Source organism: Vibrio sp. 10N.222.55.C6 (assembly GCF_041473395.1).
Lineage (GTDB): Bacteria > Pseudomonadota > Gammaproteobacteria > Enterobacterales > Vibrionaceae > Vibrio > Vibrio crassostreae_C.
Map to the genome: position 1 here is coordinate 233,071 of NZ_JBFRSD010000004.1, position 20,701 is coordinate 253,771.

Below are 20,701 nucleotides of genomic sequence, written 5' to 3' on the forward strand. Positions count from 1 at the left end.
TCTCCTTAGAAAAAACCGAAGTAGATAGCAGCAAGTAAGCTATAGCGAGCGGCTTTGCCAATCGCTATCAAAATAACGCTAGGGATGAATTTCATTCTTAGCCAACCCGCAGCGAGACACAAAGGGTCACCAATGATCGGTAACCAACTAAATAACAGTGTCCAGTAGCCATAGCGACTCAGCCAAGCCATAGCCTTATGACCATGCTTTTCAGATTGAGTTCGATTAGGCAACCACAAACCAATCCAATAGTTAGTCAGGCCGCCTAAGGTATTGCCTAATGTCGCCACTAGAATGATCGATGAGGTTGAAAACTGATCTAAGCTCAATGCAGCCACAAGGCTAGCTTCTGAACCACCGGGGAGTAACGTGGCACTCAAGAAGCCACTAATGAAGAGTACCCACAGCGCCGAGTCCGAGAACCACAGCGCGATATTTTCAAAAAGGGAGTTAAAAAATTCTAACACTGCCTATCAACTTTCTTGCATTTTAAGTAGCACCTTGCCTCTGGTGTGTCCGGTTTCAACCTGCAGGTGCGCCGACTGCGCCTCGTCTAATTGGTAGATACCTTGAATTTCTGTTTTGAGTAATCCGACACTGACCATGTAAAGCATAGTGTCCATTTGCTCAGGGCTTGGTTCAACCAGCATGCCTGATGCAGTAAAACCTAATAGTGTGGCTTTTTCGCAGATAAGTTCTGCAGATAGAGTCGGCACAGTCACGACTCGCGCGTCATCTTTTAGGCACTTCAATGCATCAAGCGCGGTATCGCCGCCGACCAAGTCAATCAACACATCGACATCAGATACTCTTTCTGATGCTGGTGCAAACTTATAGTTAATCGCGTGAGCACCTAGCGTCGCAAGGTAATCAAGGTTGGCTTCGCTGCAGGTTGTGTAAACCTCTGCTTTTGCTGCCACTGCAATTTGAACCGCAAGGTGACCAACGCCGCCCGCGCCCGCCAAGATAAGCACGCGGTCGCCTTCTTTCACTTCGGCTTTGTTGAGCGCTTGTGCCGCTGTTTGACTCGCGAGTGGTAATGCAGCTGCCGCTTCTAGAGTGACAGAATCAGGAACCATACTTAATGCAGCTTCTGGAACACACACATATTGGCTGTAACCGCCACCTTGCAGTGGAAAACCAATAAAGCCAGCTACGTTATCACCAACAGTAAAGCGTTCAGCCTGTTCGCCTAGCGAGACAATTTGCCCTGAAATATCGTAGCCAGGTACCCAAGGTAGGTTATCTTTGTTTTGTGCTGCCGCCCAACCAAGGCCCGCTCGGGTTTTGACATCAATCGGATTAATGCCTGAAAAGGAAACTTTAACCACCACTTCTCCAGCCTTAGGCTCAGGGATCGCACTGGTTTGAATACTTAGGTTTTCGACGCCGCCGAATTGAGTAATCGCAATCTGTTTATTTTCCATTTCCACATTTCCTTGATTGATAAAAGCCCTAGTGAGCAAGCACCCTAATTAATAAAAAGAAAGGGATGCGAAAGCATCCCTTTGACTATAAACCATTTAATAAGGCTAAGTTAACCGCTCATTCGTAAATTGACGACCAATTAACGTAACGATACATGACCCAGCAAATCCACTAGCCCACGAGAGCTAATAGAATGCCCGCCGCAACCGCACTACCAAGTACACCGGCTACGTTCGGACCCATTGCATGCATCAATAAGAAGTTCTGAGGGTTTGCCTCAAGACCAACCTTGTTCACAACACGTGCCGCCATTGGAACCGCCGATACGCCAGCTGCGCCAATCAGTGGGTTGATGTCCTCTTTCGAGAATCGGTTCAACACCTTAGCCATCAATACACCACCCGCCGTACCGATACTGAACGCGACCGCACCTAAACCTAGAATACCCAGTGTTTCTAAGTTCAAGAACGTATCCGCTTGAAGCTTAGAACCAACCCCTAGACCTAGGAAAATAGTTACAACGTTAATCAGTTCGTTTTGAGCTGTTTTTGAAAGGCGATCAACCACACCCGCTTCACGCATTAAGTTACCCAAACAGAACATACCAACTAGAGGTGTTGCTGAAGGTAGGAACAAAATCGTCATCAGTAGTACAGCAAGCGGGAAAAGAATCTTCTCGGCTTTGCTAACGTGACGAAGTTGAGCCATCTTAATTTTGCGCTCTTCAGGAGACGTTAACGCTTTCATGATTGGTGGCTGAATGATAGGAACCAAAGCCATGTAGCTATAAGCCGCTACTGCAATGGCACCTAAAAGATCCGGAGATAACTTGCTTGCCAAGAAGATCGCAGTTGGGCCATCGGCACCACCAATGATCGCAATTGACGAAGCATCGGCCATCGAGAACTCCATTCCTGGAACGTAGTTCAGCAAGATCGCGCCAAATAGCGTCGCGAAGATACCAAACTGAGCCGCAGCCCCTAGCCACAACGTTTTAGGGTTCGCAATCAACGCACCGAAGTCCGTCATCGCACCAACACCCATAAAGATCAGCAGTGGGAAAATACCTGTCTCAATACCAATGTAGTAGACGTAGTAGAGCAAACCACCTGGATCAGTAAACCCAGCATTTGGAATGTTTGCTAATACAGCACCAAAACCAATAGGCAGTAGAAGTAACGGTTCAAATCCTTTACGAATTGCCAAAAACAACAGTAAGCAACCAACCAGCATCATACAGATCTGGCCGAACTCAAAGTTCGCAATCCCTGTTTCAGACCATAAGGTCATCAATCCTTCCATGGTACTCCCTTACGCTAAGCTTAGTAGTGGAGCGCCTACAGTAACTGCATCGCCTTCTTTAACATTCAATTCTTGAACGATACCACCACGAGCAGCACGAACTTCCGTTTCCATCTTCATCGCTTCTAGGATTAGTAGAACGTCGCCTTCAGAAACCTCAGTACCCGCCTGAACGTTTACTTTAAAGATGTTACCCGCCAATGGAGCTGGAACCGCTTCAGCGTCAGACGCTGCTACTGGTGCAGCCTGAGCAGGTTTTGCAGATGGCGCCACCGATGTCAGTTCACCTTGTGGGCCAACTTCAACATCGTAAACTTGACCATCAACCTTCACGCTGTAGCTTTCAATACCACCAGAAGCTTGTACAGGAGCTGCAGCAACTGGAGCCGCAACTTCTAGCGTTGGTGCAGGTTCAAATGCTTCAGGATTACGACGGTTCTTAAGGAACTTAAGACCCACTTGTGGGAAGAGCGCGTAAGTCAGTACATCATCAACCGTATCTTCAGCTAGAGAGATACCCTCTGATTTCGCTTTCTCTAACAGATCCGTCGTTAACGTATCCATTTCAGACTTAAGTAAATCAGCAGGACGACAAGTAATCGGCTCTGCACCGTCTAGAACTTTCGCTTGCAGTTCAGCATCCACTTCAGCAGGAGCTTGACCGTATTCACCTTTCAGTAGACCAGCAGTCTCTTTCGTGATGCTCTTATAGCGTTCGCCCGTTAAGACGTTAATAACCGCTTGAGTACCGACAATCTGAGAAGTTGGTGTTACTAAAGGAATGTAACCAAGCTCTTTACGTACGCGTGGGATCTCTTCTAGAACTTCATCCATGCGATCGGCGGCGCCTTGCTCTTTAAGCTGGCCTTCCATGTTAGTTAACATTCCGCCAGGAACTTGAGCGATTAAGATGCGAGAATCGACACCTTTTAGCTGACCTTCCCATTTCGCGTACTTTTTACGTACATCACGGAAGTAAGCCGCGATGGGTTCGATTTGGTCTAGTTTAAGATTCGTGTCGCGCTCTGTACCTTCTAACATCGCAACAACCGTTTCGGTTGGCGTATGACCGTAAGTACAGCTCATTGAAGAAATAGCGGTATCTAGAATGTCGATACCCGCTTCAACGGCTTTAACCGCTGTTGCAGTCGATAGACCAGTTGTCGCGTGGCTATGCAGTGCTAGAGGAACGTCACACGATGCTTTGATACGTGTAATCAGCTCTTCTGCTTCATACGGCTTTAATAAACCTGACATATCTTTGATACATAGTGAGTGACAACCTAGGTCCTCTAGGCGTTTGGCCAAATCAACCCAAGTATCTGAGTTGTGAACCGGACTGGTTGTGTAAGACAACGTACCTTGAGCGTGGCCACCAACGTCGATCGTTGCTTTCACTGCTTTTTCAAAGTTACGTACGTCATTCATCGCATCAAAGATACGGAATACGTCCATGCCGTTTTTATGGGCACGTTCAACAAATTTTTCTACTACATCATCCGCGTAGTGACGGTAACCCAACAGGTTTTGACCACGCAGTAGCATCTGCATTGGTGTGTTTGGCATCGCTTTTTTAAGTTCACGTAAACGCTCCCATGGATCTTCTCCAAGAAAACGGATACACGAATCAAATGTCGCGCCGCCCCAAGTCTCTAGAGACCAGTAACCGACTTTATCCAGTTCTGCCGCAATTGGCAGCATATCTTCGATACGCATACGAGTAGCAAATAGTGACTGGTGCGCGTCACGAAGTACCACATCTGTGATAGCTAGTGGTTTAGACATGCTCATAAACTCCTTTTTAATCCTTTAAATGCTACTTAGCAGTAGACGCACGGTATTGATGAACCGCGGCCGAAATTGCTGCCACTACCTGTGGACTAACAGCTGAAGGGTTTGATTGTGATTTTTGAATTTTTTTAGGTGCTGCGATCGGCTCTGGTACTTCTTCTGGTACCAGTTTTGACATCAACCGAACGAGGTAAACTAGAATAGTTAGGAAAATAAAGACAACGGACATCCCCGTTATCATTAGAGTCGCCGCATCTCCTAGCAGGCTTCCAATATTAGTCATGTTGCTTCCTTTCTTCGTCATCCTGACATACGTACAGGATTTCAGCGAATAGTGATCCCGACCCATGGATTATCTCGATTGGTAAAAGTTTGTCAATTTTGTTTAAGGTTCTGTTACGGATAACGCACACATAAGGTTAATTATTCGCCTATCAGATCACATAAATCTGTCAAATACGTCATTTTTAGATATTTAAACTGTGACTTAAACGGGGCTTTTCTGGGAATTGATATGAGAAAGGTGGAATAACAAAGAAGCAATCAAGAACTACTTTAAATACAACAAGTTAAACAACTAACAAATTTAACATTGCCGCAACAAATTTGCAGCAGACATAAAAAAAGCCTCGTATAAACGAGGCTTTTTCTAATAATGTGGCGCGCTCTGGAGGATTCGAACCTCCGACCGCCTGGTTCGTAGCCAGGTACTCTATCCAGCTGAGCTAAGAGCGCACGGTTTTAATATCAATTCATTGTTACTAACAAGAGATCAATATAAGGATTTCATTCTTATAAGAAAAAAGCCCTAAATAGTGGCGCGTCCTGGAGGATTCGAACCTCCGACCGCCTGGTTCGTAGCCAGGTACTCTATCCAGCTGAGCTAAGGACGCACGGTTTTCGATATCAGTATTTCCAATATCAGGAGTTCACAAGGAAACCCTAAAGAGTGGCGCGTCCTGGAGGATTCGAACCTCCGACCGCCTGGTTCGTAGCCAGGTACTCTATCCAGCTGAGCTAAGGACGCGCAGTTTTCGATATCGGTATTCCCAATATCAGGGGTTCATAAAAGAAACCCTAAATAGTGGCGCGCTCTGGAGGATTCGAACCTCCGACCGCCTGGTTCGTAGCCAGGTACTCTATCCAGCTGAGCTAAGAGCGCACGGTTTTAGTATCAATTCGTTGTAAACAACAACAACTCAATACAAGGATTTCTGTTCTTATAAGAAAGAAGCCCTAAATAGTGGCGCGTCCTGGAGGATTCGAACCTCCGACCGCCTGGTTCGTAGCCAGGTACTCTATCCAGCTGAGCTAAGGACGCACGGTTTTTGATATTAATTCTCGACGAACGATTTATCAATATCAGGATTCACATTCTTATAAGAACTAAACCCTAAATAGTGGCGCGCTCTGGAGGATTCGAACCTCCGACCGCCTGGTTCGTAGCCAGGTACTCTATCCAGCTGAGCTAAGAGCGCACGGTTTTAGTATCAACTTAGTCAATACAAGGACTTTCATTCTTAAAAGAAATAAACCCTTAAATAGTGGCGCGTCCTGGAGGATTCGAACCTCCGACCGCCTGGTTCGTAGCCAGGTACTCTATCCAGCTGAGCTAAGGACGCACGGTGTTCATTCATTAAGAATGAAGTTGTGAAATATATCACATTCTTCTTGCTACGAAGAAAAAAAAAGGCCATCGGCCTGTAATGAATGGCGGTGAGGGAGGGATTCGAACCCTCGATGCAGCTACAAACCACATACTCCCTTAGCAGGGGAGCGCCTTCGGCCACTCGGCCACCTCACCTAATTCATTATTCTCAAATCACTTACAAGTAAGAGAAGAGAGAATGGCGCGTCCTGGAGGATTCGAACCTCCGACCGCCTGGTTCGTAGCCAGGTACTCTATCCAGCTGAGCTAAGGACGCACATTTACATTGTCTAAATTGCTAATTTTAGACTCGCAAGAAATGGCGGTGAGGGAGGGATTCGAACCCTCGATGCAGCTACAAACCACATACTCCCTTAGCAGGGGAGCGCCTTCGGCCTCTCGGCCACCTCACCGTCTTGCGGAGGCACATATTACGTTTTACCGAAAATATGTCAAACACTTTATTGAAAAAAATTGGACAAAAACACTCAACCGTTTGCTATTTAATCAAAGCGCTTGCAAATTGAACTTATAAGATTCAAATCGCGCTTTTTCCCTTAAAAATTAAGGTGAAAGATTGGCAATAATAAACAGCCGAAAACAATTATCTAATTTCTCCAGAAGCAAGTGCTACCGCTGATGGCACAATACTACGGGATGCGTATTTTCGCCATAGGGGAAGCGAATAAATCTTGAGTTTTGCCAAACAAAATACAGAGCAACAGTTCTGTTCAACCTTGTCTGTATCTCGCAGCATCACAAAGCATTCACTTCACCACTTTGAGACCGATCCGTTATCCAACCCATCTATGTCCCAATCAGTGTTTCGGTTCCCCAAGATCAAAAAAGGCTAGCAACAATGCTAGCCTCTTCTCTACGCAAAAGTATTAGTAGTTGCCAGCTGCAACGTTACCATTACCTTTTTCAGCTTGAATGCGCATGTAGATCTCTTCACGGTGAACAGATACTTCTTTAGGTGCGTTAACACCGATACGTACTTGGTTACCTTTAACGCCTAGTACAGTAACTGTTACTTCATCACCAATCATCAGTGTTTCGCCAACGCGGCGAGTCAAAATTAGCATTCTTTGCTCCTTGAGTAATCTCTAAATTTATCTAGCTACGAGAGTATTATCCAACAAAAGTTATATTTTCGTAAACTATCGATTGAGTTTATTTAACCAAAATGCACTTCTTTTTTAGGATAACCATGTGTTTCACGCGCTACGATGTATGCATTGTGTAATATGTTAGCAGCCATATCGACTTGCGTTGGTGATATCACCAAAGTTAAAGACTGCTGCTGCAATAAGTGATGCTGTACATCAATTTCGCCTTCAGACAACAATCCATGTGAACTGACCACAATTTCTTGTGTTCGGCTTCCTACCACAGTTAACAAACTAACCTGTTCACTATTACGGATTTTCTCAGCAAAAACTAGTTTTAATTTGGCACTTATGTCTTGTTTAATAATGAGTGCTGCCCGTTCTGTTTCCTCGATCACACTACAGACTTCGATCCCCAACAGTTGGCAATGTGAAATGAAAGACGGTAAATCTTCATTCAAACACTCGATACGCACCATATCTCTTTGGATGGCGATGCCAGCAATATCATTCAAACACTGATTACCCGCGATCAATGTGCCCTCGCCTTGTTCAAAGCTTGAAAGCACTCGCAATGGCACGTTGTGCTGCCATGCATACTGAACACAAGGAAGGTGCAATACCTTAGCGCCTCGGCGAGCCATCTCTTCCATAGAAGGAAAGTCTAAAGTATCTAATTTCTGAGATTGTTTTACGACTCTAGGGTCACAAGAGTAAACACCATCTACATCAGTATAGATCTGGCATTCTTTCGCCTGCAAGGCACCTGCAAGCGCGACCGCTGTAGTATCTGAACCACCGCGGCCTAATGTTGTGATATCGCCTTTCGCATTGAATCCTTGAAAGCCTGCAACAATAACAATCTGATTGTCATCTAGCAAAGCTTGAATCGGGGCAGTATCAATACGCTCAATCGCTGCATTATTATGATTAGAATCCGTGTGTATCTTGGCTTGGTAGCCAGTCATCGATGTCGCTTCATAACCTAACTTGTGTAACGTCATTGCTAACAAGGCCATGGAAACTTGCTCGCCAGCCGTTAACAACACATCCAGTTCTCTAGCGTTTGGTACGCTATCAACTTGCGTGGCTAAATTAACTAACCGATTTGTTTCACCAGACATAGCAGAAACGACAACCACAATCTGGTTCCCTTCATTTTTCGCTTCAATGATTTTTTCTGCTACATGATGGATCCGCTCTATTGAACCCACCGACGTTCCACCAAATTTCTGCACGATAAGAGGCATTTTCACCCGTCCTCACCTTCCCAAGACCAATGTCTATATATGACAAAAAAACACATACTCCGCGTCAGGGCGAAGCAATAAAAAATTAACCAAGGAGTCTAACGCCACCATTAGACTTCTTGGTTAATCTCAATCAAACCTTGTTTAAACACACTTCCAATAGGCAAAATAAAAGATGCCCAATCAACTGATTGGGCATCTTTGTATCAATTACTTAAGCTTAAAGACGCTCTTCTAGCCAAGTACGCACAGATTTAAGTGCTTCTGGCAGTGCTTCAACGTCGGTACCGCCCGCTTGAGCCATATCTGGACGACCGCCGCCTTTACCTCCAACTTGCTCAGCAACCATCTTAACGAGGTCACCCGCTTTTACTTTGCCGATAAGGTCTTTGGTTACGCCAGCAATCAAGCCAACTTTACCGTCTGCGATATTCGCAATCAGGATGATGCCGCTACCTACTTGGTTTTTAGCGTTATCAACCATAGTACGTAGGTTCTTGTTGTCTGCGCCTTCAATTGCAGCAACCAAAACTTTAGTACCAGAGATGTCTTCTACTTTGCCCATGATATTTGCGCTTTCTGCAGCAGCCATCTTTTCTTTAAGCAGTTGGATTTCTTTCTCTAGCGATTTCGCTTTCTTAGCTGATTCAGCCAATTTCTCTTCGTAAGCGTTAGCCTGAGCTTCTACTGCATCTAGAGCAGCTTCACCCGTTACCGCTTCAATACGACGAATACCCGCAGCAATACCACCTTCAGAAGTGATCTTGAATAGGCCGATATCACCCGTGTTGCTTGCGTGGATACCACCACAAAGTTCAGTCGAGAAATCGCCCATAGATAGAACGCGAACTTCATCATCGTACTTCTCGCCAAACAGTGCCATTGCACCTTTTTCTTTCGCTGACTCGATGTCCATGATGTTCGTTTCAATCACATGGTTCTTACGAACTTGTGCGTTAACTAGACGCTCTACTTCTTTAATCTGTGCTGGTGTTACCGCTTCAAGGTTAGAGAAGTCAAAACGTAGGTTATCTGGCTTAACTAAAGAACCTTTCTGAGCAACGTGCTCACCTAGCACTTCGCGCAATGCAGAGTGAAGTAAGTGAGTGGCAGAGTGGTTTAGTGAGATAGCAGCTCGACGCTCAGCGTCAACCGTTGCTTCTACTTTATCGCCCTTAGCAAATACACCTTCAACTAGCTCACCGTGGTGCGCAAATGCGTTACCTAGCTTCTGAGTGTCTTGTACTTTGAAAAGACCCGACGCTGTTTTTAGTGTACCAGCATCACCACATTGACCGCCTGACTCAGCGTAGAATGGTGTCTCTTCAAGGATGATGATTGCTTTGTCGCCAGCCGATAGTGAAGATACTTCTTCGCCGTCAACGAATAGCGCAGAGATTTCACCAGCACCTTCAGTTGCTGTGTAACCACAGAACTCAGTATTGGTGTCTACTTTGATTGTCGCGTTGTAATCCGTGCCGAATTGGCCAGCTTCACGTGCACGCTTACGCTGTGCTTCCATCGCCTTCTCAAAGCCTTCTTCATCGATAGTAAAATCGCGTTCGCGAGCTACATCGTTAGTAAGGTCAGCTGGGAAGCCGTATGTATCGTAAAGTTTGAAAACTGTTTCGCCGTCAAGCTCTTTGCCTTCAAGTGCATCTAGTGCGTCATTAAGAATAACCATGCCGCGCTCTAGCGTACGACCAAAGTTCTCTTCCTCAATGCGAAGTACTTTTTCAACCAGCTCTTGCTGTTTCTTAAGTTCATCTGCCGCAGAGCCCATCACTTCAGCCAGTACGCCCACAAGTTTGTGGAAGAACACGCCTTGTGCGCCAAGCTTGTTACCGTGACGAACTGCACGACGGATGATACGACGTAGAACGTAGCCACGACCTTCGTTTGAAGGCATAACACCGTCAGCAATTAGGAATGAACAAGAACGGATGTGGTCAGCAATAACGCGTAGCGATTGGTTAGATAGATCGTCATGACCAACAACTTCCGCAGTCGCTTTGATTAGCTTTTGGAATACATCAATTTCGTAGTTAGAGTGAACGCCCTGCATGATTGCAGAAATACGCTCAATACCCATACCTGTATCTACAGCAGGCTTAGGTAGCGGTTCCATTGTGCCGTCAGCGTGACGGTTGAACTGCATGAATACGTTGTTCCAGATCTCGATGAAACGGTCACCATCTTCTTCAGGTGTACCAGGACGGCCGCCCCAGATGTGCTCACCGTGATCGTAGAAGATTTCAGTACATGGACCACAAGGACCTGTGTCACCCATCGTCCAGAAGTTATCAGACTCGAACTGTTTACCGCCTTCTTTGTCGCCAATGCGAACGATACGGTCAGCAGGAACACCTACTTTCTTGTTCCAGATATCGAATGCTTCATCATCTGTCTCGTATACCGTTACCAGTAGACGATCTTTTGGCAGTTGAAGAGTTTCAGTCAGGAATTCCCAAGCAAATCCAATCGCTTCTTCTTTGAAGTAGTCGCCAAAGCTGAAGTTGCCTAGCATTTCGAAGAACGTGTGGTGACGAGCCGTGAAACCTACGTTTTCAAGGTCATTGTGTTTACCACCCGCACGTACACAACGCTGAGCCGTAGTTGCTCGAGTGTAGGCACGCTTTTCGGCGCCTAAGAAGCAATCTTTGAATTGGTTCATACCTGCGTTAGTGAATAGCAGGGTTGGATCGTTATGTGGAACTAACGATGAACTGTCTACGATTTGGTGTTCTTTGCTCTCAAAGAACTTAAGGAACGCGTTGCGAACCTCATCAGTGCTCATGTACATGCAGCTCTTCCTGAAAATAGTCGAGTTAGAATTTTGCCGTATTGTAGATCATGGTTAAGGCTTCGACTAGTTTTCTTGTAGAAAAGACACCCTTGGGCAGGATTTTAGTGGGAATTCGATAAAATGAAGAATATTCCACTATATCTTGCCGTGGAAAAGCAGAACTAAATTGACGACCTAGTACCGAAGAAACTCAGTCAACGAGAGAGATTTGACCAAAGACATGCTCGACGGAGCAGATCCAATAAAAAAGCCCCGCATAAAATATGCGAGGCTTTAAATTCTTTCAAAGCGGATGCTTCTTTCAAACATCCACTCTATAAAACGTGAGCTTATAGCTCTTCGTTTTCTTCTTCTTTCTCTACGTCTTTCTCTTCAAGAACAGCAGGAGTCAGTAGTAACTCACGAAGTTTAGTATCGATCTCTAGAGCAACTTCTGGGTTTTCACGTAGGTATTTACCAGCGTTAGCTTTACCTTGGCCGATCTTATCGCCTTTGTAGCTGTACCAAGCGCCTGCTTTTTCTACTAGCTTATTCTTAACACCTAAGTCGATAAGCTCACCTTCGCGGTTGAAGCCTTTACCGTAAAGGATTTGAGTCTCAGCTTGTTTGAATGGTGCAGCAATCTTGTTCTTAACGACCTTGATACGAGTTTCGTTACCAACAACTTCATCACCATCTTTAATCGCACCAGTACGGCGAATATCAAGACGAACAGATGCGTAGAACTTAAGTGCGTTACCACCTGTTGTTGTTTCTGGGTTACCGAACATCACACCAATTTTCATACGAATTTGGTTAATGAAGATAGCCATACAGTTAGACTGCTTAAGGTTACCCGTCAGCTTACGCATTGCTTGAGAAAGCATACGAGCCTGAAGACCCATGTGGCTGTCGCCCATTTCGCCTTCGATTTCTGCTTTTGGTGTTAGGGCTGCTACTGAGTCAATAACAAGAACGTCGATTGCACCTGAACGAGCCAGTGCGTCACAGATTTCCAGCGCTTGCTCACCAGTATCTGGTTGAGAAACAAGAAGTGCATCGATATCAACACCAAGCTTTTGAGCGTAGATAGGGTCTAGTGCGTGCTCCGCATCAACGAATGCACACGTCTTTCCCACTTTCTGTGCTGCAGCAATAAGCTCAAGCGTTAGCGTTGTTTTACCTGATGATTCTGGACCGTAAACTTCTACGATACGTCCCATCGGTAGGCCACCAGCACCTAGTGCGATATCTAGAGATAGAGAACCTGTAGAAATAGTTTCTACGTCCATTGTGCGGTTATCACCAAGACGCATGATAGAACCTTTACCAAATTGCTTTTCAATCTGACCAAGGGCTGCGGCTAACGCTTTTTGTTTATTCTCGTCCATTTCTATCTCCACATAATCGGTTGTCTCAACAAGCGATCTAGAATCTATTTCTAACCCACATAGGGGTGACTAATTGGCTTTCATTATACTGTTGATTCATACAGTGTCTATACCTGTATGAAAATAATTTGTACAAATGTTACTTACCTTCCATTGATAGGTAATCATAAATAACTTGCAGGGCATGGTGCGTGGCTCGTTGGCGTACTTGTGATCTGTCGCCTGTAAATACATGCGTTTCTACTTTATCCCAGCCATTTAGCGCTTTCCACGCGAAGCATACTGTACCAACAGGCTTATCTTCGGTCGCGCCACCTGGGCCAGCGATGCCACTGATTGATACAGAGATCGTCCCGTTTGAATGTTGCAATGCCCCGCTCGCCATTTCTATTACGACAGGCTCACTCACGGCGCCGAACTCCATTAAGGTTTTAAGCTGTACACCGATCATCTCTTGTTTGGCTTCATTGCTGTACGTAACAAAAGCGCGATCAAACCATCCAGAGCTGCCCGCAATATCGGTGACTGCACTCGCGACACCTCCGCCAGTGCAAGATTCAGCCGTCACTAACACGTGTTTGTGTTTAGCGAGTAAATGTCCAAGCTGCTCACTAAGGTCTTGAGTCATCTGCATCATCTGCTTCCCTTTATTTACTGTCATATCATTTGGATTCGCATCTTTTCGCATCAGCCGCTTTTCGCACGAAACGCTTTCACGTATCCTAAGCCGCAATAGAAATAAACGAAAGAAGTTAACTGTGAAAGCCGATCAAAAACATACTCCCATGATGCAGCAGTATCTAAAACTGAAAGCAGAAAACCCAGAAATTCTGCTGTTCTACCGCATGGGCGATTTCTACGAGCTTTTCTACGATGACGCTAAAAAAGCCTCTCAACTCCTCGATATTTCACTGACTAAGCGTGGCTCATCAAATGGTGAACCGATTCCGATGGCAGGTGTTCCATACCATGCGGTTGAAGGATACCTTGCAAAGTTAGTGCAACTTGGTGAGTCCGTAGCAATTTGTGAACAGATTGGTAATCCAGCACTTTCAAAAGGCCCTGTTGAGCGCGCAGTAGTGCGTATCGTGACACCGGGTACCGTAACCGACGAAGCCTTGCTTTCTGAACGCGTTGATAACCTAATTGCAGCCATTTATCACCACAACGGTAAATTCGGTTATGCGACACTTGATATTACCTCTGGCCGATTCCAACTTTGCGAGCCAGAAACAGAAGAAGCGATGGCCGCTGAGCTACAAAGAACCTCTCCGCGTGAGCTGCTGTTCCCTGAAGATTTCGAACCCGTCGATTTAATGGCAAGCCGTAATGGCAACCGCCGCCGCCCTGTATGGGAATTTGAATTAGACACCGCTAAGCAGCAATTGAATAAGCAGTTTGGTACTCGCGATCTGGTTGGCTTTGGCGTAGAAAGCGCGAAACTGGGTCTATGTGCGGCTGGTTGTTTGATCCAATACGTGAAAGATACCCAACGTACTGCCCTCCCTCATATCCGTTCACTCACGATGGATAAACAAGATCACTCGGTGATCCTTGATGCTGCAACTCGTCGTAATTTGGAGATCACGCAAAATCTTGGGGGTGGTACTGATAACACCCTTGCCGAAGTACTTGATCACACTGCGACAGCAATGGGTAGCCGTATGCTTAAGCGTTGGTTACATCAACCAATGCGCAATATATCTGCACTCGATCAGCGCTTAGATGCAATTGGTGAAATGAAAGATTTGGCTCTATTCACAGAACTACAGCCAACCTTAAAACAGATTGGTGATATCGAACGTATTCTCGCTCGATTAGCACTTCGCTCTGCTCGCCCTCGCGATATGGCGCGTCTTCGCCAAGCAATGGAATATTTGCCAGAGCTTGCTGAAACACTGACGCAACTGAAGCACCCATACCTAACTCAACTTGCTCAATATGCTTCTCCTGTGGATGAGGTTTCTGAGCTGCTTGAACGTGCAATCAAAGAGAACCCACCGGTGGTTATCCGTGACGGTGGTGTGATTGCAGAAGGCTACAATGCCGAGTTAGACGAATGGCGCGACCTTGCAGCAGGCGCAACTGAATTTCTTGATAAGCTTGAGCAAGAAGAGCGTGAACGTCATGGCATCGACACGCTAAAAGTTGGCTACAACAACGTACATGGTTTCTTCATTCAAGTAAGCCGTGGGCAAAGCCATCTTGTGCCGCCACACTATGTTCGTCGTCAAACGCTGAAAAATGCTGAGCGTTACATCATTCCTGAGCTAAAAGAGCACGAAGACAAAGTACTTAACTCTAAGTCGAAAGCACTCGCTATCGAGAAACAGCTGTGGGAAGAGTTGTTTGACTTACTACTGCCGTATCTAGAGCGCCTACAAAATATCGCCTCTTCAGTATCTCAGCTTGATGTTCTACAGAACTTGGCTGAGCGTGCAGATACCCTTGATTACTGTCGTCCAACCATGACAGAGTCTGCTGGCGTACAAATTCAGGCCGGTCGTCACCCTGTTGTTGAACAAGTGATGGACGAACCTTTCATTGCTAACCCTATCGACCTGAATGATCAACGTAAGATGCTGATCATCACGGGTCCCAACATGGGTGGTAAATCGACCTACATGCGCCAAACGGCACTCATCGCATTGATGGCTCATATCGGTTGTTATGTTCCTGCAGAAAGCGCAACCATCGGCTCTATCGACCGTATCTTTACGCGTATTGGCGCATCCGATGATTTGGCTTCTGGCCGTTCAACCTTCATGGTTGAGATGACAGAAACCGCAAATATCCTGCACAATGCAACACCAAACAGCCTTGTGCTAATGGATGAAATCGGTCGTGGTACCAGTACTTACGATGGCCTGTCTCTGGCTTGGGCAAGTGCAGAGTGGCTAGCCAATCAAATCAATGCGATGACACTGTTTGCAACGCACTACTTTGAGCTAACTGAACTACCTAACCAACTTCCAACTTTAGCAAACGTACACTTAGATGCGGTTGAGCATGGTGATAGCATTGCCTTTATGCACGCAGTTCAAGAAGGTGCTGCAAGTAAATCTTATGGTCTAGCGGTTGCAGGTTTAGCTGGCGTACCGAAAGCAGTGATCAAGAATGCTCGTGCGAAGCTGACTCAGTTAGAAGCGTTAAGTATGGAGTCGCCAACATCGAAGCCAAGCGGTGTCGATATCGCAAACCAACTGAGCCTGATCCCAGAACCGAGTGAAGTAGAGCAAGCGCTAGCGAATGTTGATCCTGATGATCTAACTCCTCGCCAAGCATTAGAAGAACTTTACCGCTTGAAGAAGCTGCTTTAGTTTCTTACCAAGTAGCTTGTTATGGCCGTACTGCTATTTTGATTAGACGGCATGAAATACCAAAGCCACAAACAAAAAAACGCTGACTTAAAGTCAGCGTTTTTATTTGTCTTCTATTTAGAGAAGCATCATCCGTTCAATTAGTCGTTTTCTACGTTGAACAGGTTTTCCATATTCAGACCTTGCTTGATAAGAATCTCACGTAGACGGCGAAGACCTTCAACTTGGATTTGACGAACACGTTCACGAGTCAGGCTGATTTCGCGGCCCACTTCTTCTAATGTTGACGGTTCATAACCCAGTAGTCCAAAGCGACGCGCAAGCACCTCTTTCTGCTTAGGATTCAGCTCATCAAGCCAGAAAATCAACGAGTTCTTGATATCGCTATCTTGAGTTGAAACCTCAGGATCTGAATTATTGATGTCTGGAATAATATCCAACAGCGCTTTCTCACCGTCACCACCAATTGGCGTATCAACAGAGCTCACTCTTTCGTTTAGACGAAGCATCTTGCTCACATCACCAACCGGCTTATCTAACTTAGAAGCAATTTCTTCTGCCGTTGGTTCATGGTCAAGCTTTTGTGATAGCTCTCTTGCAGTACGTAGGTAGATGTTCAGCTCTTTCACAACATGGATTGGCAAACGGATAGTGCGAGTCTGATTCATTAACGCACGTTCAATGGTTTGACGAATCCACCATGTCGCGTAAGTTGAGAAGCGGAAGCCACGCTCTGGATCAAACTTCTCTACGGCGCGAATCAAACCTAGGTTGCCTTCTTCGATTAGATCGAGAAGTGCAAGGCCGCGGTTGCTATAACGACGTGAAATTTTTACCACTAAACGCAGGTTACTTTCGATCATGCGTTTACGTGCTGCTTCATCACCGCGTAGAGCTCGACGTGCATATAGCACTTCTTCTTCAGCGGTTAGTAGTGGTGAGAAACCAATTTCGCCTAAGTAGAGTTGAGTGGCATCTAAACTTTTAGACGTAACTTCAACTTCTTCTTTCGCTTCGGTTTTCTTAGTGACTGTTCGTTTTGCTTTTCCAAGAGCTTCCGGTTCCGTGGTTGCTTGGTCAAGATCGAACTCTTCTTTGGTTACTGCATTGCTTATACTCATAACGCCTCCCCCTGGCGAAATTAGCATGACATTACAACTTCATATGTCGCTAAATGACTATGTCACTCCATACAATACGTAATTTTTGCATATTGTATTTAAGGTAAATATCGTTTTGGATTAACGGACTTACCTTGGTAACGAATCTCAAAGTGCAGCCTAACACTGCTGGCTCCAGAGCTTCCCATTGTTGCAATCTTCTGCCCTGGTTTCACACTTTGCCCTTCAGATACTAATAGTCGGTCGTTGTGCGCGTATGCACTTAAGTAATTATCATTGTGCTTCACAATCACTAGATTGCCGTAGCCTCGTAGTGCATTACCCGAATAAACAACCGTTCCCCCTGCAGTAGATACTATTGGCTGACCTCGCTGTCCTGCTATGTCTATGCCTTTATTTCCTTGTTCGCCTACAGAGAAACTCTTGATTACTCTCCCTTTAGTTGGCCATAACCATTTGGATACTTTATCACTTGTTGGTTTGGTGGGCGGTGTAACATTCTGTTTACCTTTAGAACCAACATACTCCTTTGATTTGGATTGTTCAACCTTCTTTGGTGGATCTTTTTTCACCACTTTGGTGGTAGTTTGAGCTGGAGCCGGTTTAGAGTTTTTGCTCGGTTGCGATGTGGTTTTAGGTTTACTTGCCGCAGATGACGTTGTCGATGCCGCGACAGGCGCTGCTGCTGCCGCTACCGTTGATTTACCATACGCTGGCGCATTGTAGCTAGGACGCCACAACTTAAGCTTCTGCCCGGGGTGGATAGTATAAGGCGCAGACAATTTGTTGTAGCTGACGAGGTCATTGACGTCTTTATTGGTCACATAAGCGATGAAATAAAGCGTATCGCCTTTTTTCACTTCATAGTAACTGCCGCGATAACTACCACGATCAATCGATGAGTATTTCTTGTTAAGGCTTGAAACCGGCGCAGGCGAATTCGCTGCACACCCAACAAGGGCACAGCTAAGCAGTAAAGTACTTCCTTTAAACAACTTCGAACGCATCGACTCTCTATCCACCTACACCATTAATCTTGTTATTAAGCTAGTTCACCAGGAACAAGAGGTACAAATCTCACCATTTCGATAACACTCGACAAAAATTCATCGCCGTGACGAACGATCTTCAACAGTTGTTGTTCATCATCCCCAACAGGAATCAGTAAACGACCACCATCTTTCAGCTGTTGCAGAAGCGCTTGAGGAATCGACTCTGCAGCAGCGGTAACAATAATCGCATCAAAAGGCGCCTTTGAAGACCACCCTTGCCAACCATCACCATGCTTAGTTGAAATATTGTAGAAATCGAGTTGCTTCAACCTACGCTTAGCATCCCATTGTAGCGACTTTATTCTTTCAACCGAATAGACATGATCAACAAGCTGAGCCAATACTGCGGTTTGGTAACCAGAACCCGTTCCAATCTCCAAAACGCGGCTATCTTGTTGTAACTCAAGTAACTCTGTCATTTTAGCAACAATATATGGTTGCGAGATGGTTTGCCCCTGTCCGATCGGCAGCGCATTATTATCATAAGCTTGATGGTACATCGCCTGTGATAAAAAGCTCTCTCTCGGCAGTTGGTAAATCGCATCAAGAACCTTTTGATCCTGAATACCATTTTCAATCAGGAAAGTAATTAAACGCTCAGCTTGCGGATTACTCACTTACTTCTCCCCTAACCATGTTGCCATCGCACCCAACGACTCATGCGCCGTCAGATCAACCTGCAACGGTGTTACCGACACAAAGCCATGCTCAATCGCGTAAAAATCGGTACCTTCACCGGCATCTTGCTCTTTACCCGGAGGGCCAAGCCAATAGATATCGTGACCACGCGGGTCTTTTTGCTTGATCATATCTTCAGCGTGGTGACGAGCACCGAGGCGCGTAACTTGAGTACCAGAGAGTTGTTCTAAAGCCAAATCAGGCACATTGACGTTTAACAGGCGATTAGTTGGGATTGGGTTGACTAAATGTTGTTCGACGATACGACGAGCAATCGCTGCCGCTGTCTTAAAATGTTTTTTACCCACCAATGAAAATGCCACCGATTGAACGCCTAAGAAATGCCCTTCCATTGCGGCTGCGACTGTGCCTGAATAAAGCACATCGTCACCAAGGTTAGCACCGTGATTAATACCCGTTAAAACCAGATCGGGCATATCGTTCTTGAGCAGTTCATTTAACGCAAAATGCACACAGTCGGTCGGCGTGCCTTGTACCGAGTAGGTATTTTCTGCAATTTCTTGAACGCGCAAAGGTTGTTCTAAAGTTAATGAATTTGAAGCACCTGAGCGATTTCGGTCAGGTGCCACAATGATAACTTCAGCAAGATCACGTAATTCATTTGCTAGCTCATGAATACCTTGAGCGTGCACACCATCATCATTGCTGAGTAAAATCTTCATCTTGTATCCTTTCTTTTGTTCCCATGCTAAGCCAAGTCACTTAAATTCCAATATCAAGTGACTCAGCTCCAAGCAGAATCGTTATTGCTCGTAGGTTCTCTCTACGTGTACTTCTTCAACCAATTCGCGAACGATCGCTGTTGCGAAACAACCCGCATCAAGAGAGAACTTAAGCGTGACATTATCTTCGTTCACTTCCCAAGTTAAGTCTGTTGGTTTCAGTGACGCTTCACGGCGATCATGACGCATACGGTTACCACGAATCAGAGCCATTAGATCCGGTTCAGCATCAAGGTGTTTCTGTTCTAGAGCTTGAGACTCATCAATCGTTGGTAAGGCATTATCGCCAGCCAAAGCAACAGTTATCAAAGCAGAACCGTTCGCAATGTCTTGGTTTACAGCTTCAATGTTGTCTGCTGTTACTGCCAGTTGAGCACCGTCTTTCACCACGATATCGCCAACCAATGCTGATGCAAACGCATCTTGCTCAATACGGTCTGAAAGGATCAGGTTGTAAATCCACGAACGAGCAGCAGAAAGGTACAAGCTGCGCTTATTCTGGTTACGAGTACGAACGTTATCGCGGCCCCAACGACGAGCTTCAGATAGGTTGTTACCTTCATTGCCAAAACGCTGAGCACCAAAGTAGTTTGGCACGCCCACTTGAGCGACTTTTTCCAAACGCTTGACCACATCATCGCAATCCGTTACTTCAGACAAGGTCAACTCAAATTGGTTGCCAACTAAATCGCCTGGACGTAACTTTTTGTTGTGTCGCGCTGTCGCTAAGATTTCAATGCTTGGGTACTGTGCTAAGAACCCTGAAAAGTCAGGCTCACCTTTTGGTAGGTGTACACTCAACCACTGCTCTGTCACAGCGTGGCGGTCTTTCAAACCCGCCCAGCTCACGTCTTTCGACTTAACACCGCAAGCTTTAGCCAGCTCGTTTGCTACGAAGCTCGTGTTTTCACCAGTTTTACGAATACGAACCATTAGGTGCTCGCCTTCACCAGCAAACTCAAAACCCAAGTCTTCATTAACGACAAAGTGTTCGGCTTTTGCTTTTAGTTTTGCTTTCGCAGTTGGTTTACCGTTTAGATAAGCCAATGAAGATAAAATATCTGACATGCTGTTCTTTTCGTG

At 45.6% G+C, this 20,701-nt stretch carries 16 protein-coding genes and 10 tRNA genes; 1 reads left to right on the forward strand and 25 read right to left on the reverse strand.

The genetic code is table 11. The annotated features are described in order from the left end of the window. Nucleotides 1–5: 5 nt before the first annotated feature. The 20 genes from AB4486_RS05205 to AB4486_RS05300 all read right to left on the reverse strand — a co-directional run bounded on the left by AB4486_RS05205 (nt 6) and on the right by AB4486_RS05300 (nt 13,338). Entirely contained in the window at nt 6–467 is a 462-nt protein-coding gene (locus AB4486_RS05205; protein WP_017059555.1) for a YqaA family protein, read from the reverse strand. 6 nt (nt 468–473) lie between these two features. Then, entirely contained in the window at nt 474–1,427 is a 954-nt protein-coding gene (locus tag AB4486_RS05210) for an NADP-dependent oxidoreductase (RefSeq protein WP_102319878.1), read from the reverse strand. Between the two features lie 172 nt (nt 1,428–1,599). Then, on the reverse strand, nt 1,600–2,730 hold the full coding sequence (locus AB4486_RS05215; protein WP_019825842.1) for a sodium ion-translocating decarboxylase subunit beta: 1,131 nt from the start codon (nt 2,728–2,730) through the stop codon (nt 1,600–1,602). A 9-nt stretch (nt 2,731–2,739) separates the two neighbouring features. Then, nucleotides 2,740–4,515 (reverse strand): sodium-extruding oxaloacetate decarboxylase subunit alpha, encoded by a 1,776-nt coding sequence (gene oadA / locus AB4486_RS05220; RefSeq protein ID WP_017059560.1) that lies wholly within the window; start codon nt 4,513–4,515, stop codon nt 2,740–2,742. Between the two features lie 31 nt (nt 4,516–4,546). Continuing rightward, nucleotides 4,547–4,804, reverse strand: coding sequence for an oxaloacetate decarboxylase subunit gamma (locus tag AB4486_RS05225; protein WP_004741884.1), 258 nt, complete (start codon nt 4,802–4,804; stop codon nt 4,547–4,549). 375 nt (nt 4,805–5,179) lie between these two features. After that, nucleotides 5,180–5,256, reverse strand: a tRNA-Arg gene (locus tag AB4486_RS05230). An 81-nt stretch (nt 5,257–5,337) separates the two neighbouring features. Beyond that, nucleotides 5,338–5,414 (reverse strand) — tRNA-Arg (locus AB4486_RS05235). Between the two features lie 57 nt (nt 5,415–5,471). Further along, a tRNA-Arg gene (locus AB4486_RS05240) sits at nt 5,472–5,548 on the reverse strand. A 58-nt stretch (nt 5,549–5,606) separates the two neighbouring features. Beyond that, nucleotides 5,607–5,683, reverse strand: a tRNA-Arg gene (locus AB4486_RS05245). Between the two features lie 82 nt (nt 5,684–5,765). Then, nucleotides 5,766–5,842 (reverse strand) — tRNA-Arg (locus AB4486_RS05250). Between the two features lie 80 nt (nt 5,843–5,922). Further along, nucleotides 5,923–5,999 (reverse strand) — tRNA-Arg (locus AB4486_RS05255). A 67-nt stretch (nt 6,000–6,066) separates the two neighbouring features. After that, a tRNA-Arg gene (locus AB4486_RS05260) sits at nt 6,067–6,143 on the reverse strand. 89 nt (nt 6,144–6,232) lie between these two features. Further along, nucleotides 6,233–6,325: transfer RNA gene (locus AB4486_RS05265), tRNA-Ser, on the reverse strand. A gap of 44 nt (nt 6,326–6,369) precedes the next feature. Next, a tRNA-Arg gene (locus AB4486_RS05270) sits at nt 6,370–6,446 on the reverse strand. A gap of 43 nt (nt 6,447–6,489) precedes the next feature. After that, nucleotides 6,490–6,582 (reverse strand) — tRNA-Ser (locus AB4486_RS05275). Between the two features lie 474 nt (nt 6,583–7,056). Further along, nucleotides 7,057–7,254 carry a carbon storage regulator CsrA gene (gene csrA, locus AB4486_RS05280; protein ID WP_102451467.1) on the reverse strand — a complete coding sequence of 66 codons (198 nt, stop codon included), beginning with the start codon at nt 7,252–7,254 and terminating at the stop codon, nt 7,057–7,059. A gap of 92 nt (nt 7,255–7,346) precedes the next feature. Continuing rightward, the gene (locus AB4486_RS05285) at nt 7,347–8,528 is read right to left on the reverse strand and encodes an aspartate kinase (RefSeq protein ID WP_372116649.1); all 1,182 of its coding nucleotides are present in this window, start codon (nt 8,526–8,528) and stop codon (nt 7,347–7,349) included. A gap of 220 nt (nt 8,529–8,748) precedes the next feature. Next, entirely contained in the window at nt 8,749–11,331 is a 2,583-nt protein-coding gene (gene alaS, locus AB4486_RS05290; RefSeq protein ID WP_102428517.1) for an alanine--tRNA ligase, read from the reverse strand. Nucleotides 11,332–11,663: 332 nt separating this feature from the next. Continuing rightward, nucleotides 11,664–12,704 (reverse strand): recombinase RecA, encoded by a 1,041-nt coding sequence (gene recA / locus AB4486_RS05295; protein WP_017056586.1) that lies wholly within the window; start codon nt 12,702–12,704, stop codon nt 11,664–11,666. 139 nt (nt 12,705–12,843) lie between these two features. After that, entirely contained in the window at nt 12,844–13,338 is a 495-nt protein-coding gene (locus tag AB4486_RS05300) for a CinA family protein (RefSeq protein ID WP_372116650.1), read from the reverse strand. A gap of 124 nt (nt 13,339–13,462) precedes the next feature. On the opposite strand from AB4486_RS05300, the gene mutS reads away from it, so the two are divergent. Beyond that, a complete protein-coding gene (gene mutS / locus AB4486_RS05305; protein WP_017059026.1) occupies nt 13,463–16,024 on the forward strand; it encodes a DNA mismatch repair protein MutS in 2,562 nt (853 codons plus the stop codon). Nucleotides 16,025–16,164: 140 nt separating this feature from the next. Here the strand turns inward: mutS and rpoS are convergent, their stop codons facing one another. The 5 genes from rpoS to truD form a co-directional block, all read right to left on the reverse strand. Further along, the gene (rpoS, locus tag AB4486_RS05310; RefSeq protein ID WP_017059027.1) at nt 16,165–17,145 is read right to left on the reverse strand and encodes an RNA polymerase sigma factor RpoS; all 981 of its coding nucleotides are present in this window, start codon (nt 17,143–17,145) and stop codon (nt 16,165–16,167) included. Nucleotides 17,146–17,243: 98 nt separating this feature from the next. Then, complete coding sequence (nlpD, locus tag AB4486_RS05315) at nt 17,244–18,152, reverse strand: murein hydrolase activator NlpD (protein ID WP_372116631.1); 909 nt, start codon at nt 18,150–18,152, stop codon at nt 17,244–17,246. A gap of 35 nt (nt 18,153–18,187) precedes the next feature. Then, a complete protein-coding gene (locus AB4486_RS05320; protein WP_017059029.1) occupies nt 18,188–18,814 on the reverse strand; it encodes a protein-L-isoaspartate(D-aspartate) O-methyltransferase in 627 nt (208 codons plus the stop codon). Next, nucleotides 18,815–19,558, reverse strand: a complete 744-nt coding sequence (gene surE / locus AB4486_RS05325) for a 5'/3'-nucleotidase SurE (protein ID WP_017067358.1) — start codon at nt 19,556–19,558, stop codon at nt 18,815–18,817. It lies immediately after the preceding gene. Between the two features lie 81 nt (nt 19,559–19,639). Then, on the reverse strand, nt 19,640–20,686 hold the full coding sequence (truD, locus tag AB4486_RS05330; protein WP_017059031.1) for a tRNA pseudouridine(13) synthase TruD: 1,047 nt from the start codon (nt 20,684–20,686) through the stop codon (nt 19,640–19,642). Between the last annotated feature and the right edge of the window lie 15 nt (nt 20,687–20,701).